Raw genomic sequence first — 14,089 nt, forward strand, 5'->3', positions numbered from 1 at the left:
TGGGAGAGCCCATGCCCGAGCCCATCCCCGCCGCCGCTGCCGCCGACGTGCCCCTGTCCGGGCTCGTCCGCGCCGCGACCGAGCGACTCGCGGCAGCCGGTGTTCCCGACCCCGCGGTCGACGCGGAACTGCTCGCCGCCTCTGTGCTGGGGACGTCGCGGGGAGCGGCTCAGGCCGCCGCCATCCGCGGTGATGCTGTGGATGCTGCCACCACCGCGGCCTACGAGGGCCTGGTCGAACGCCGCTGCGCGCGCGTGCCGCTGCAGCACCTCACCGGTCGCGCCCCGTTCCGCCACCTCGAGCTCGCGGTCGGCCCGGGGGTGTTCGTCCCGCGGCCGGAGACCGAGGTGGTCGCACAGCTGGCGATCGATGCGCTCCGGGCTGCGGCGACACCGGCGCCGGTGGCGGTCGACCTGGGCACGGGGAGCGGCGCGATCGCTCTCGCGATGGCCACCGAGGTGCCTCACGCGCGCGTCTACGCCGCAGAGAAGTCCGCCGACGCCTACGCCTGGGCGGAGGAGAACGTGCGGCGCAGCGGTGCCGACAACCTGTCACTGGCGCTCGTCGATCTCGAGCAGGCATTCCCCGACCTCGACGGCACGGTGTCGGTCGTCGTCTCCAACCCGCCGTACGTTCCGGATGATGCGATCCCGCGCGACCCGGAGGTGCGCCTCTACGACCCGCCCGTCGCGCTGTACGGCGGCGCCGACGGCCTCGACGTCGTGCGCGTTCTCAGCCACGTGGGACTCCGGCTCGCGCACCCGGGCGGGATGATCGTGCTCGAGCACGGCGAGTGGCAGGGCGCCGCGATCCGCGACATCCTCACCGCCGACGGATGGCGTGCGGCAGCGACGCATCCCGACCTGACGATGCGCGACCGCGCCACCACCGCCCTCCGCCCCTGATTCCCCCCACCGGATCTCCGCGACTGCCGCGGAGGGTGGAGGGCGGTAACAGCCGTCGGCGGCCTGCGCCGCCGGAGTGGCGCGCGGACCGATCGCGTCGAACCTGATCTCAGTGAGGCCGCACGTAGACTGGGCGGCGATATGTCACCTGTTTACGACTGCCGTGACGAAGCGCAGCTGCTTTCCGGCATGCGCCACGCACGCCAGGCGCTGAGCCGCGGCGAACTCGTCGTGCTGCCCACCGACACCGTGTACGGCGTCGCCGCCGACGCCTTCAACGCCCGCGCGGTAGCGGCGCTCTTGGCTGCCAAGGGCCGCGGACGCCAGCAGCCCCCGCCCGTCCTCGTGGCCGGCGTCACTACTCTCCGTGCGCTCGTCGCCGACGTGCCCGAGCCGGTCGAGCGGCTGGTCCAGGAGTTCTGGCCGGGCGGTCTGACGATCGTGCTCCCGTCGCAGCCGTCGCTGTCGTGGGACCTCGGCGAGACCCGGGGCACGGTGGCCGTACGGATGCCGGCCCACCACATCGCGCTCGAACTGCTCGAGGAGACCGGGCCGCTGGCCGTCTCCAGCGCGAACCGCACGGGCCTCACCGCGGCCGTCACGATCGACGAAGCCCGCGACATGCTCGGCGACTCCGTCTCGGTGTACCTCGACGCCGGGCCCAGCACCTTCGGCATCGCCTCCACGATCGTGGATGCCACGCGCCTCGTCGGCAGCGAAGAACCGACCGTCCGCATCCTGCGTGAAGGGGCGGTGCCTCTCGATCAACTGCGCGCGGTACTCGGCGACCTGCTCGAGCGCCACTCGTCGGAGGAGCCGGCCGAGCCCCGCTCCGCGTCCGAGGACGGCGCCGCGTGAAGCAGTACCTCATCCTGGTGCTCTTCACCGCTGTGGTCACCTTCGTCCTGACGTGGGCGGTGCTGCGCCTGAGTCTGAGGTACAAGCTCTACCCGGGCATCCGCGAGCGCGACGTGCACAAGACCCCGACCCCGCGCCTGGGCGGGGTGGCGATGTTCTTCGGCGTGGCAGCGGCTTTCCTGTTCTCCAGCCAGCAGACGTTCTTCTCGATCATCTGGGCGAACCCCGGTCCGGTGCTCGCGGTGCTCGCCGCCACCTTCGTGATCGTTCTGATCGGTGTCGCCGACGACCTGTGGGATCTGGACTGGATGATCAAGCTCGGCGCGCAGTTCCTCGCGGCCGGCATCATCGCGTGGTTCGGGCAACTGCAGATCTACTCGCTGCCCATCGGTGGGCTCACCGTGGGCTCCAGCTGGATGAGCTTCACGCTCACGGTCTTCGCGATCGTCATCGTGATGAACGCCGTCAACTTCATCGACGGCCTGGACGGGCTGGTCGCCGGTGTGTGCCTCATCGCCAACGGCGTGTTCTTCGCTTACTCCTACCTGTTGCTGCGCGACACGGGCGCGAGCACGTACTTCAACATCGCGTCGTTCCTCGCCGCGGTCCTCATCGGCGCGTGCATCGGGTTCCTCCCGTTCAACTGGAACCCCGCGAAGATCTTCATGGGCGACTCCGGTGCGCTCATGCTGGGCCTCCTCATGGCCACCTCGGCTGTCGCGATCACCGGCGTCATCGATCCCGCGGTGCTCGATCCGGAACAACTCGGTCGTTCGCAGTTGCTCGGTGCCTTCATCCCGATCCTCCTGCCCATCGTTGTCGTCCTGCTGCCGCTGCTGGATTTCGGACTCGCGGTTCTGCGGCGGGTGCGCGCGGGGAAGTCGCCGTTCTCGCCCGACCGCAAGCATCTGCATCACCGGATGCTCGACATGGGCCACAGTGACCGCGGCGCCGTGCTGATCTTCTACTCATGGACGGCCGTGGTGAGTTTCTCTTTCCTTCTGATGTACCTCGGTACGCAGCAGGAGTGGCCCGGTGACTATCTCATCGGCGTCGCGTTCGGCGTGGTCGGCGTTGCGGCGTGCCTGGTCTTGACCCTTCTTCCCTCGCGCCGTCCGGCGCGCCCCGCCCCCCTTGAGGAGCCCGCATCATGAGCCCCAGTCCCGTCTCCAGCACTCCCGTGCTGCGTACAGCCCTCACGTGGGGCGGCATCGTCGCGGGTGTGCTTGCGGTGGCCGGAGCCGTCGTCGGGTTCGCCGTCGGTGGGGGAGAGGGCGTCGCCAGCGCCCTGGTCGGTGTCCTCGTCGGAGCGTTCTTCTCCGCGGTGACGGCCGCGAGCATCCTGATCGCCAACCGCTGGTTCGGCGATCCGCTCTACGTGCCGATCTTCTTCGCGATCGTGCTGGGCGGGTGGATCGTCAAGCTCGTGCTGTTCATCGTCGCGCTGCTCGTCCTGCGCGGCCAGCCCTGGGTCGACCCGGTGATCTTCTTCGTCGCGCTGGTGGCGAGCGTCCTGGGCTCGCTGATCGTGGATGTCATCGTCCTGGCGCGCATGCGGATTCCGCACGCGAGCGACGTGTCGCTGCCCGTTGACCCCGATGAGGGGGACCGTCGAGCCTGAGCGGCTTCGGGCGGCCCGGTAGTTTGATAGAGTTACTATCGCGCCCGCCCACTCCCCGAGTGCGCTCTGGGCGCTCTCACAGACCATCGTCGCAACGGTCCACACCGATGCCCCAAAGCTGGAGCCAGCGCTGTTCACTCAAGCTGCGACCCTGATCGCGAACGTTGCGTCCGCTGACGCGGAGTTCCATCCGCCGTCGATCAACGAGTTCTTCCCCGACGCGCTCCTGTTCGAGGGCACGATCTTCGCCATCACGCGGATCAACCTCATCCAGTTCCTGGCCACCGCGGTGCTCGTTCTTCTGTTCGTCGTCGGCACACGACGCATGAAGCTCGTTCCCGGCCGCTTCCAGAGCATCGTCGAGATGGGCCTGGACTTCGTCCGCGTCAACATCGCGCACGACCTGCTCGGCCGCAAGGACGGCGACCGGTTCCTGCCGATCCTCACCACGATCTTCTTCATGGTGCTGTTCATGAACCTCACGGGGGTCATCCCGTTCCTGAACATCGCCGGCACCAGCGTCATCGCCGTACCGCTGCTGCTCGCAGCCGTCGCCTACGTGACCTTCATCTACGCCGGCGTCCGCAAGAGCCCGGGGAAGTTCTTCAAGAACTCCCTCATGCCCTCGGGCGTGCCGTGGCCGCTGTACATCATCATCATCCCGCTCGAGTTCCTCTCGACCTTCATCATCCGGCCGGTCACGCTCACGCTGCGACTGCTGATGAACATGATCGTCGGGCACCTCATGCTGGTGCTGTTCTTCGCCGCCACCCAGTTCTTCATCGTGGGTCTCGGTGGCTGGTGGTCGGCTCTGGGCGCGGGAACCCTCGCGTTCGGACTCGCCTTCACTCTCTTCGAACTCCTGGTGGCCTTCCTCCAGGCGTACGTCTTCGCCATCCTCACCGCGGTCTACATCCAGCTCGCGGTCGCGGAAGAGCACTGAGCGGCCCGGCGCACGCCGAGCCACCCAACCGAAAGGAAAACACCCCGTGGACGCAACTACGGTTCTCGCCGCTGTAAACGTCGATGTCTCCGGTTCCATCGCGACCGTCGGCTACGGCCTCGCCGCCATTGGCCCGGCCATCGGCGTGGGCATCGTCGTCGGCAAGACGATCGAGGGCGTTGCTCGCCAGCCCGAGCTCGCCGGCCGCCTGCAGGTCCTGATGTTCATCGGTATCGCCTTCACCGAGGCCCTCGCGTTCATCGGTATCGCGACCGGCTTCATCTTCGGCTTCTGATCCCGCACCCACGACGTAAGGAGACGAGATGCTGAACGCTCTTGTCGCATTCGCCGCGGAGCACTCGGAAGAGGCGGCACCCAGTCCGCTGATCCCGGCCTGGTACGACATCATCTGGTCGGCGGTGTGCTTCGTCGTCATCCTCTTCGTATTCTGGCGCGTCGTGCTCCCGCGGATGCAGAAGCTGTTGGACGAGCGCGGTGCCGCCATCGAAGGAAACATCGCCAAGGCCGACGAGGCCCAGCGCCAGGCCGAGGCCGCGCTGGAGCAGTACACCATCCAGCTCGCCGAGGCGCGCAAGGAGGCCGGTGAGATCCGCGAAGCCGCCCGTGAGGACGGCAAGAGGATCGTCGCCGAGGCTCGGGATGCTGCATCCGCCGAGGCTGCGCGCATCACCGCGACCGCCCACACGCAGATCGAGGCCGAGCGCCAGGCGGCGCTCGTGTCGCTGCGCGGGGAGGTCGGCTCGCTCGCACTCGACCTGGCCGGCAACGTGATCGGCGAGACCCTTTCCGACGACCAGAAGGCACAGGCGGTCGTTGACCGCTTCCTCGCCGAGCTGGAGGCGTCGGAGAACGCTAAGGCGGCTCAGTAATGGGTAGCGCGACCACTCAGGCGCTCGAGGCGACGACCGCAGCGCTCGGCGCGGCAACGGACGTCGACCTCGAGGTCGCCGGCGAGCTGTTCGCCGCGGCACGTGCCGTCGGTGGCTCCTTGCATCTGAGCGGCGCGCTCGCGGATGCCTCGGCCGCTCCGGCGTCCCGGGCAAAGGTCATCACCGACATCTTCGGCGGGACGTTCCGTCCGACGACGGTTTCGCTCCTCCGCTCTCTTGTCGACCGGCGCTGGTCGCGGGCATCCGATCTCGTCGACGGGATCGAAGAGCTCGCCGTCCGCGCGGCCGCCATCGGCGCCACCGGGAACGAGGTCGAGGCCGAGCTGTTCTCGTTCTCGCGCACCATCGCCCAGAACCCGGAGCTCGAGCTCGCGCTCGGGAGCCGCCTGGGTGACCCCGCCGCGAAAGGCGATCTCATCACCTCACTGCTCGGAGGGCGCGCGAGCGCGGCGACGACGCTCATCGTCTCCTCCCTGGTGCAGCAGCCGCGCGACCGCCGCGTGCGCTCGTTGCTGAATCGCGCCATGTGGCTCGTTTCCGACCAGCGCGGACGCACTGTGGCGACCGTGGTCTCGGCGACACCGCTGAGCGACGCGCAGCGCACCCGCCTGGCGACGGCGCTCTCGGCCCGTTACGGTGCCGAGGTGTCCCTCAACGTCGTGATCGATCCGGCGGTGGTCGGCGGCCTGCGTGTGCAGATCGCCGATGACGTGATCGACGCGAGCATTTCCACCCGCCTGGCCGGCCTCCGCCAGCGCCTCGCGGGATAATCTAGAAGGCTTGCCGTCCGCGAGGACCGCACATCTGGGGGCGTGAACGCCCCACAACATGAAGGAAGACAATGGCAGATATCACGATCAGCCCCGACGTCATCCGTGACGCGCTGAAGGACTTCGTCGCGGCCTACGAGCCCACCGGCGCTGCCGCGACCGAGGTCGGCACCGTGGTCGACGCCGCTGACGGCATCGCCCACGTCGAGGGTCTGCCCGGCGTCATGGCCAACGAACTCGTCCGCTTCGCCGACGGCACCCAGGGTCTCGCCCTGAACCTCGACGAGCACGAGATCGGCGTCGTCGTCCTGGGCGAGTTCTCCGGCATCGAGGCAGGACAGGAAGTCACCCGCACCGGCGAGGTCCTCTCCGTGGCCGTCGGCGACGGCTTCCTCGGCCGCGTCGTCGACCCGCTCGGCAATCCCATCGACGGCCTCGGCGAGGTCGCGACCGAGGGTCGCCGCGCACTCGAACTGCAGGCGCCCGGCGTCATGTCCCGCAAGAGCGTGCACGAGCCGATGCAGACCGGCATCAAGGCCATCGACGCGATGATCCCGGTCGGTCGCGGTCAGCGCCAGCTCATCATCGGCGACCGCCAGACCGGTAAGACGGCCATCGCGATCGACACGATCATCAACCAGAAGGACAACTGGGCGTCGGGCGACGTCAACAAGCAGGTCCGCTGCATCTACGTCGCCATCGGTCAGAAGGGTTCGACGATCGCTGCCGTGAAGGGCGCGCTCGAGGACGCCGGAGCGATGGAGTACACCACCATCGTCGCCGCCCCCGCCTCCGACCCCGCGGGCTTCAAGTACCTCGCCCCGTACACCGGCTCGGCCATCGGCCAGCACTGGATGTACGGCGGCAAGCACGTCCTCATCATCTTCGATGACCTGTCCAAGCAGGCCGAGGCCTACCGCGCCGTGTCGCTGCTGCTTCGCCGCCCGCCGGGTCGCGAGGCCTACCCGGGTGACGTCTTCTACCTGCACTCCCGTCTGCTGGAGCGTTGCGCGAAGCTCTCCGATGAGCTCGGCGCGGGGTCGATGACGGGTCTCCCGATCATCGAGACGAAGGCCAACGACGTGTCGGCCTACATCCCGACCAACGTGATCTCGATCACCGACGGTCAGATCTTCCTGCAGTCCGACCTGTTCAACGCCAACCAGCGTCCGGCTGTCGACGTCGGCATCTCGGTGTCGCGCGTCGGTGGCGATGCGCAGGTCAAGTCGATCAAGAAGGTCTCCGGCACGCTCAAGCTCGAGCTCGCCCAGTACCGCTCGCTTCAGGCCTTCGCGATGTTCGCGAGCGACCTGGATGCCGCTTCCCGCCGCCAGCTGTCGCGCGGTGCTCGCCTGACCGAGCTCCTCAAGCAGCCGCAGTACTCGCCGTACCCGGTGGAGGAGCAGGTCGTGTCCATCTGGGCCGGCACCAACGGCAAGCTCGACTCGATCGAGGTGTCGGACGTGCTGCGTTTCGAGCGCGAGCTCCTGGACTATCTCCGCCGCAACACCACGATCCTCGAAACCCTCCGCGACACCAACGTCCTCGACGACGACACCGCCGCCGAGTTGGAGAAGCAGGTCGACCAGTTCATCCTCGAGTTCCAGTCCGGCGACGGTCAGGGCATCGGCACGCCGGGCAGTGAGTCCGTCGAGGCCGCCGAGGTGGATGACGTCAACCAGGAGAAGATCGTCAAGGGCCGCCGCTAAGCGCGGCGCGAGGACACGACATGGGCGCACAACTGCGGGTCTACAAGCAGAAGATCAACTCTGCTCAGACCACCAAGAAGATCACGAAGGCGATGGAGCTCATCGCGGCTTCGCGCATCCAGAAGGCGATGGCGCGGGTGCGCGCGTCGTCGCCCTTCGCACGGGCGGTGACGCGAGCCGTCTCGGCGGTCGCGACGCACTCGAACATCGACCACCCGCTGACGACGGAGCGCGCGAACATCCAGCGCTCCGCCGTGGTGATCTTCGCCTCCGACCGAGGCCTGGCCGGCGCGTTCAACTCGCAGATCCTCCGTGAGGGGATGGAGCTGGCGTCACTGCTCCGCTCGCAGGGCAAGGACGTGGCGTTCTATCTCGTCGGGCGGAAGGCCGTCGGGTACTTCCAGTTCCGTCGCCTCGCCACCGCGGCCGAGTGGACCGGTGACACCGACACGCCCCAGTTCCGCACCGCGGAAGAGATCGCGGCGACCCTCATCGACGCGTACAACCGCGGCGGATCCGAGGGCGGCGTGGATGAGATCCACCTCGTGTACAACCGCTTCGTCAGCATGATGACCCAGAGTCCGGAGACGGTGCGCCTGCTCCCGCTCGAGGTCGTGGAGGCCGAAGAGTCCGCCGGTGCCCAGGTGTATCCGCTGTACGAATTCGAGCCCGACGCCGAGACGGTGCTGGACGCGCTGCTGCCCGTCTACCTCCAGAGTCGTATCTTCAATGCTCTTCTGCAGTCGTCGGCGGCCAAGCACGCCGCGACGCAGAAGGCGATGAAGTCGGCCAGCGATAACGCCGACAAGCTCATCACCGACTACACCCGCCTGCGCAACAACGCGCGCCAGGCGGAGATCACGCAGCAGATCGCCGAGATCGTCGGCGGCGCCGACGCTCTCGCGTCGGGCAAATAGACCGAAACGAAAGAGAAGAAGCCATGAGCCTCACCGCCGAGAAGACTGCGGTCGTCGGGCGCGTTGCGCGCGTGACCGGCCCGGTCGTCGACATCGAGTTCCCCCACGATTCGATCCCCGACATCTACAACGCTTTGAAGACGACGATCACGATCGGCGACGAGGCGACCGAGATCACCCTCGAGGTCGCGCAGCACCTCGGCGACGACCTCGTCCGCGCCATCGCCCTGAAGCCGACGGACGGCATCGTCCGCGGCCAGGAAGTGCGCGACACCGGTGCGCAGATCACCGTCCCCGTGGGCGACGTCACCAAGGGTCGCGTGTTCAACGTGACCGGAGACATCCTCAACGCCGCGCCCGGCGAGAAGATCGAGATCACCGAGCGCTGGCCCATCCACCGCAAGGCCCCCAACTTCGACCAGCTGGAGTCCAAGACCCAGATGTTCGAGACCGGCATCAAGGTCATCGACCTGCTGACGCCCTACGTGCTCGGCGGAAAGATCGGCCTGTTCGGCGGTGCCGGTGTCGGCAAGACCGTCCTCATCCAGGAGATGATCCAGCGCGTCGCGCAGGATCACGGTGGTGTGTCGGTGTTCGCCGGTGTGGGCGAGCGCACCCGTGAGGGCAACGACCTCATCTCCGAGATGGAGGAGGCGGGCGTCTTCGACAAGACGGCGTTGGTGTTCGGCCAGATGGACGAACCGCCGGGGACGCGCCTTCGCGTGGCACTGTCGGCACTGACGATGGCGGAGTACTTCCGCGACGTGCAGAACCAGGACGTGCTGTTGTTCATCGACAACATCTTCCGCTTCACGCAGGCCGGCTCCGAGGTCTCCACGCTTCTGGGCCGCATGCCCTCCGCCGTGGGTTACCAGCCGAACCTCGCCGACGAGATGGGTGTGCTCCAGGAGCGCATCACCTCGACGCGTGGCCACTCGATCACGTCGCTCCAGGCCATCTATGTTCCGGCCGACGACTACACCGACCCGGCTCCGGCGACCACGTTCGCTCACCTCGATGCCACGACCGAGCTCTCGCGTGAAATCGCGTCGAAGGGTCTCTACCCGGCCGTGGACCCGCTGAGCTCCACCAGCCGCATCCTCGACCCGCGCTACATCGGTGAGGACCACTACCGCGTGGCCACCTCGGTGAAGCAGATCCTGCAGAAGAACAAGGAACTGCAGGAGATCATCGCGATCCTCGGTGTCGACGAGCTCAGCGAAGAGGACAAGATCGTCGTGTCGCGTGCACGCCGCATCCAGCAGTTCCTCTCGCAGAACACGTACATGGCCAAGAAGTTCACCGGTGTCGAGGGTTCGACCGTCCCGATCAAGGAGACGATCGAGTCGTTCGACGCGATCGTCAAGGGCGACTTCGACCACGTCGCCGAGCAGGCGTTCTTCAACGTCGGCGGTATCTCCGACGTCGAGGCGCGCTGGGCGCAGATCCAGAAGGAGAACGGCTGACATGCCGCTCCAGGTGCACCTCGTCTCGGCGGACGCCGAGGTGTGGACGGGCGAGGCCACCCTCGTGGTCGCCAAGACCGTCGAGGGCGAGATCGGCTTCATGGCAGGTCACGAGCCGGTTCTCGCCATCCTCGCCGAGGGCCAGGTGCGCGTGACGCGCGCCGACGGCTCCAAGGTGATCGCCAACGCCCAGGACGGGTTCCTCTCGATGGAGGGCGACGACCTGACGATCGTCGCCGGTAACGCCGCACTCGTCTCCTAAGGTCAAACGCCGAGAAACCACATTCCGGACGAGACGCACCGCTACGCGCGGTGTCTCGTCCGGGATGTGGTTTCTCGCATGAGTGGGGGAGGAGCGGATGCTGATTCTGCTGCCACCGTCGGAGACGAAGCGCTCGGGCGGCCAGGGGCCGAGCCTCGATCTCGACCGGCTCGCGCTTCCCGTGTTGCGCCCGCAGCGCGAGCAGGTCGTGGATGCGCTCACCGCGCTGTCGGCGGATGAGGAGAAGGCAGCGCGCGTTCTCAAGCTCAGCGCTCGACAGCGCCCCGAGATCGCCGTCAACGCGGCGCTGCGCACCGCGCCTACGCTGCCGGCGGTGGATCGCTACACCGGCGTGCTCTTCGACGCCCTCGACGCCGCAACGCTGGATGCTGCATCCCGCCGGTGGCTCGGCGGTCACGTGTTCATCCACTCGGCACCCTTCGGCCCGGTGGGCGCCCTCGACCGCATTCCCCCGTACCGGCTCGCAGCCGGGACGACGCTGCCGGGCCTTCCGCCGCTGCGTCGGGTGTGGGCCGATGCGGTCAGTGCGGCGCTGGCCGATTCCGCCCCCGGATTCGTGCTGGACCTCCGCTCCGAGGCGTATGCCGCCCTGGGTCCCGTTCCGGCCGGGGTCGACACGGCGTACGTGCGTATCGTGACGGACTCGGGCGGGGGAGCGGTCAGGGCGCTCAACCACTTCAACAAGCACGCGAAGGGCGAGCTCGTCCGGATGCTCGCCACGCACCGCCCCCGCGTCGCGTCGGCGCCCGCGTTCTGCCTCTGGGCAGAGTCGACGGGGATGCGGGCGCGAGCGGGCAGACCGGGGGAGATCGACCTCTTCGTGTGAGGCAATCCGCCGCGCGTCGCCGTGGCACCGCTCAGGAAACGCCCAGGATCGCTAGCATGTGTGCGGCGGGGGCTTCCTCGCCGCGCGCACGCGCGCACATTCGGAAGGCATCTCATGGACCCTGGTTACGACCCGTCCGGCGGGGCGGCGCTCTTTGCGGCTCTCGCCATCTTCGGCCTGCTGTTCTTCTTCATCTTCGCCGTCTTCTACGTCATCGCGTCGTTCTTCCTCATGCGGATCTTCGACAAGGCCGGTGTGCAGGGGAAGTGGCGCGCGTGGGTGCCCGTCTACAGCACGATGGTCATGGGCAAGCTCGGCGACGTCTCACCCTGGGTCGTCCTCGGGGCACTCATCGCCAGCGCCGTGCTGGGGCAGATCCCCGCGATCGGCTTCATCTTCGGCCTCGTGTCCGTCGCGGTTGCCGTGATGTACGGGTGGCGTATGGGTCAGAAGCTCGGCAAGGAGTGGTATTACCTGCTGCTGTGGCTCATCCCGGGCCTGGGTACGCTCATCTGGCTCGGCATCCTGGCGTTCGACAGCTCGCGATGGAATGACCGGATCGCTCCCGCGCCGTGGGCCAACACGTTCCTCGCCGACAAGACGGTCTGGGCGGGCATTCCGCAGCAGGCGTCGGCTGGGGGCCTCACTCCTCCCGCCGCTCCCGGCTACCCCGCTCCCGGCTACCCCGCTCCCGGCGGTTACCCGCCGCCGCCTGCCGGCTACACCCCGCCGCCGGCCGGTTACCCGGCCCCCGGCGCCACGACGCCACCGCCGCCTGCCGGCTTCCCGCCCCCCGCGGCGCCCTCCTCGCCGCCGCCGACCGCCGCGACCCCGCCGCGCGATCCGTCGGCCCCGCAGCCGCCGACGGAACCCCCGGTCTCGCCGACCGAGCCGCCTGCGCCACCAGCGGAGCCGCCGCGCCCCTGAGACCCGCACCGCACAGGACCCCCCGCCCGCCGGCGGGGGGTCCTTCGCGTGGGGGATAGCGTGGAACCATGATGAACTCGGTTCCGCTTCGCCGCGTCGGTGAGTCCGGCCTGCTCGTTTCCGCGGTCGGCCTCGGCGGCAATAACTTCGGCCGCGCCGGAACCCGCACGGAGACCCTCGACGGGACACGCGCGGTGCTCGACGCGGCCATCGAGGTCGGGGTGACGTTCATCGACACCGCCGATGTGTACGGCAAGGAGTTCGGCCTCTCCGAAACGCTGCTGGGCGAGGCGCTGCGCGGCCGGCGGGACGACGTCGTCCTGGCGTCCAAGTTCGGCCACGCACAGCTCGCGCCGGCCATCGGCGGCGGTAGCAAGGGCTCACGCACGGCGGTCCGCCGTTCGGTGGAGGCGACGCTGCGGCGCCTCGGTACCGACTGGATCGATCTCTACCAGCTCCACACCCCCGACCCGGCGACGCCCATCGAGGAGACGTTGGACGCGCTGGGCGACCTCGTGCGCGAGGGCAAGGTCCGTTATCTCGGGCACTCGAACTTCGCCGGGTGGGCAATCGCCGAGGCTGCGGCTGCGGCCGATCGCAGCATCCGCTTCGTGTCGGCGCAGAACCAGTACAGCCTGCTTGCCCGAGCCGCCGAACGTGAGGTGCTCCCGGCGGCGCGACACTTCGGCCTGGGATTCTTCCCGTATTTTCCGCTGCACAACGGCCTGCTCACCGGCAAATTCACGCGCGAGGGCGGCCCGGAAGACAGCCGCATCCTGCGCCAGCGCCCGCACCTGTGGTCGGAGGCGCCGTGGGACCGGCTCGACGCGTACCGCGCCTTCGCCGAAGAGCGTGGCATCACAATGCTCGAGGCGACCTTCGGGTGGCTGCTGGCTCAGCAGCCCGTGTCGAGCGTCATCGCCGGAGTGACGAGCCCCGAACAGGTGCGGGCGAATGCCGCCGCGGCCACCGCGTGGACACCCAGCGCAGACGACGTGGCAGCCATCGACGCCATCCTGCCGCTTCCCAAAGACCCCGCGGCCGGATGAGTCGTCTTCGGGGGATGCCACGGCGGGCGGGAACCGGTCCATTAGGATGTGAGGACGCCGCACGGGTCCAGCGCGGCGACCGTATTCGACCGGAGGATGTGGCGTGCCCCAGGTGACCACCAGCACCCGCTCCGTCCACCTGCAGGACGGGACGATCGAGCTGTCGTGGGCTGAGGTCACCGACACGGGCCGTCGGCGCGAGGCGAACCAGGACGCCGTGCTCACCAGCTACCCCCTGTTCGTCGTCGCCGATGGAATGGGCGGCCATGTGGGCGGCGAGATCGCCAGCGCCAGCACCGTCGACCGCCTCCGCGGCATGGTCGACGACGGCAGCGTCGTCACCCCCAAAGCCATCGAGAAGGCGCTCGTTCGGGCGGTGAAAGACATCCTGTCCCACCCGGAGACCACCGACGAGGGCACGGGGACGACCCTGACGGGGGTGTTCCTGGACACCTCGCAGCATCCACCGCACTGGGTCACTCTCAACATCGGCGATTCCCGCGTGTACCTCTTCCGCGACGGCGACCTGGTGCAGATCACGACCGACCACTCGGTCGTGCAGGAGCTGGTGGCCGCGGGACGGCTGAGCCCTGAAGAGGCCGAGAACCACCCCTACGGCAACGTCATCACGCGCGCGGTCGGCCCGACGGAGAGCGTCAAGCCCGACTACGTACGGCTGGACGTGCTGGACGGCGACCGGTTCGTGATCTGTTCCGACGGGCTGACCAAGGAACTCACCGACTACGGGATCCGCCACTTCCTGGACGAGAACCCCGATCCGGCGGATGCGGTGGAGGCCATGCTCGACGCGGCGCTGGAGAACGGCGGCCGCGACAACGTGACGATCGTCGTGCTCGACGTCCACCGCAGAGCCGACTGACTCTTCCTCCCCAACCCGCCTCGC

At 68.3% G+C, this 14,089-nt stretch carries 16 protein-coding genes; all 16 read left to right on the top strand.

The window, feature by feature from the left end; translation table 11 throughout:
- Positions 1–11 precede the first annotated feature (11 nt).
- The 16 genes from prmC to AC4FS2_RS03250 all read left to right on the top strand — a co-directional run bounded on the left by prmC (position 12) and on the right by AC4FS2_RS03250 (position 14,065).
- Positions 12–905, top strand: a complete 894-nt coding sequence (prmC, locus tag AC4FS2_RS03175) for a peptide chain release factor N(5)-glutamine methyltransferase (RefSeq protein WP_491153582.1) — start codon at positions 12–14, stop codon at positions 903–905.
- Between the two features lie 141 nt (positions 906–1,046).
- Positions 1,047–1,763, top strand: coding sequence for an L-threonylcarbamoyladenylate synthase (locus AC4FS2_RS03180; RefSeq protein ID WP_491153580.1), 717 nt, complete (start codon positions 1,047–1,049; stop codon positions 1,761–1,763).
- Positions 1,760–2,917: an MraY family glycosyltransferase gene (locus tag AC4FS2_RS03185; protein ID WP_491153578.1), complete on the top strand. Its 1,158-nt coding sequence runs from the start codon at positions 1,760–1,762 to the stop codon at positions 2,915–2,917. The genes AC4FS2_RS03180 and AC4FS2_RS03185 overlap by 4 nt, the downstream gene beginning before the upstream one ends.
- The gene (locus AC4FS2_RS03190; RefSeq protein ID WP_491153576.1) at positions 2,914–3,384 is read left to right on the top strand and encodes a Cg1360 family ATP-synthase-associated protein; all 471 of its coding nucleotides are present in this window, start codon (positions 2,914–2,916) and stop codon (positions 3,382–3,384) included. Before AC4FS2_RS03185 ends, AC4FS2_RS03190 begins: the two co-directional genes overlap by 4 nt.
- 130 nt (positions 3,385–3,514) lie before the next feature.
- Positions 3,515–4,327 (top strand): F0F1 ATP synthase subunit A, encoded by an 813-nt coding sequence (gene atpB / locus AC4FS2_RS03195; RefSeq protein ID WP_491155666.1) that lies wholly within the window; start codon positions 3,515–3,517, stop codon positions 4,325–4,327.
- A gap of 46 nt (positions 4,328–4,373) precedes the next feature.
- A complete protein-coding gene (gene atpE, locus AC4FS2_RS03200) occupies positions 4,374–4,622 on the top strand; it encodes a F0F1 ATP synthase subunit C (RefSeq protein WP_491153574.1) in 249 nt (82 codons plus the stop codon).
- Positions 4,623–4,650: 28 nt separating this feature from the next.
- Positions 4,651–5,217 carry a F0F1 ATP synthase subunit B gene (locus tag AC4FS2_RS03205; protein WP_491153573.1) on the top strand — a complete coding sequence of 189 codons (567 nt, stop codon included), beginning with the start codon at positions 4,651–4,653 and terminating at the stop codon, positions 5,215–5,217.
- Positions 5,217–6,008 carry a F0F1 ATP synthase subunit delta gene (locus AC4FS2_RS03210; protein ID WP_491153571.1) on the top strand — a complete coding sequence of 264 codons (792 nt, stop codon included), beginning with the start codon at positions 5,217–5,219 and terminating at the stop codon, positions 6,006–6,008. The genes AC4FS2_RS03205 and AC4FS2_RS03210 overlap by 1 nt, the downstream gene beginning before the upstream one ends.
- 71 nt (positions 6,009–6,079) lie before the next feature.
- Positions 6,080–7,717: a F0F1 ATP synthase subunit alpha gene (gene atpA, locus AC4FS2_RS03215; RefSeq protein WP_491153570.1), complete on the top strand. Its 1,638-nt coding sequence runs from the start codon at positions 6,080–6,082 to the stop codon at positions 7,715–7,717.
- Between the two features lie 20 nt (positions 7,718–7,737).
- Entirely contained in the window at positions 7,738–8,634 is an 897-nt protein-coding gene (locus tag AC4FS2_RS03220) for a F0F1 ATP synthase subunit gamma (RefSeq protein ID WP_491153568.1), read from the top strand.
- A gap of 23 nt (positions 8,635–8,657) precedes the next feature.
- On the top strand, positions 8,658–10,100 hold the full coding sequence (atpD, locus tag AC4FS2_RS03225; RefSeq protein ID WP_491153567.1) for a F0F1 ATP synthase subunit beta: 1,443 nt from the start codon (positions 8,658–8,660) through the stop codon (positions 10,098–10,100).
- 1 nt (position 10,101) lies between these two features.
- Positions 10,102–10,362 carry a F0F1 ATP synthase subunit epsilon gene (locus AC4FS2_RS03230; protein ID WP_491153566.1) on the top strand — a complete coding sequence of 87 codons (261 nt, stop codon included), beginning with the start codon at positions 10,102–10,104 and terminating at the stop codon, positions 10,360–10,362.
- A 97-nt stretch (positions 10,363–10,459) separates the two neighbouring features.
- Complete coding sequence (locus AC4FS2_RS03235; protein ID WP_491153564.1) at positions 10,460–11,209, top strand: YaaA family protein; 750 nt, start codon at positions 10,460–10,462, stop codon at positions 11,207–11,209.
- Between the two features lie 114 nt (positions 11,210–11,323).
- Positions 11,324–12,136, top strand: a complete 813-nt coding sequence (locus AC4FS2_RS03240; RefSeq protein WP_491153562.1) for a large exoprotein — start codon at positions 11,324–11,326, stop codon at positions 12,134–12,136.
- A 71-nt stretch (positions 12,137–12,207) separates the two neighbouring features.
- Positions 12,208–13,185 (top strand): aldo/keto reductase, encoded by a 978-nt coding sequence (locus AC4FS2_RS03245; protein WP_491155665.1) that lies wholly within the window; start codon positions 12,208–12,210, stop codon positions 13,183–13,185.
- Between the two features lie 103 nt (positions 13,186–13,288).
- The gene (locus AC4FS2_RS03250; RefSeq protein WP_491176365.1) at positions 13,289–14,065 is read left to right on the top strand and encodes a PP2C family protein-serine/threonine phosphatase; all 777 of its coding nucleotides are present in this window, start codon (positions 13,289–13,291) and stop codon (positions 14,063–14,065) included.
- Positions 14,066–14,089: the final 24 nt, after the last annotated feature.

It is taken from the genome of Microbacterium sp. Z10_103, assembly GCF_058310455.1.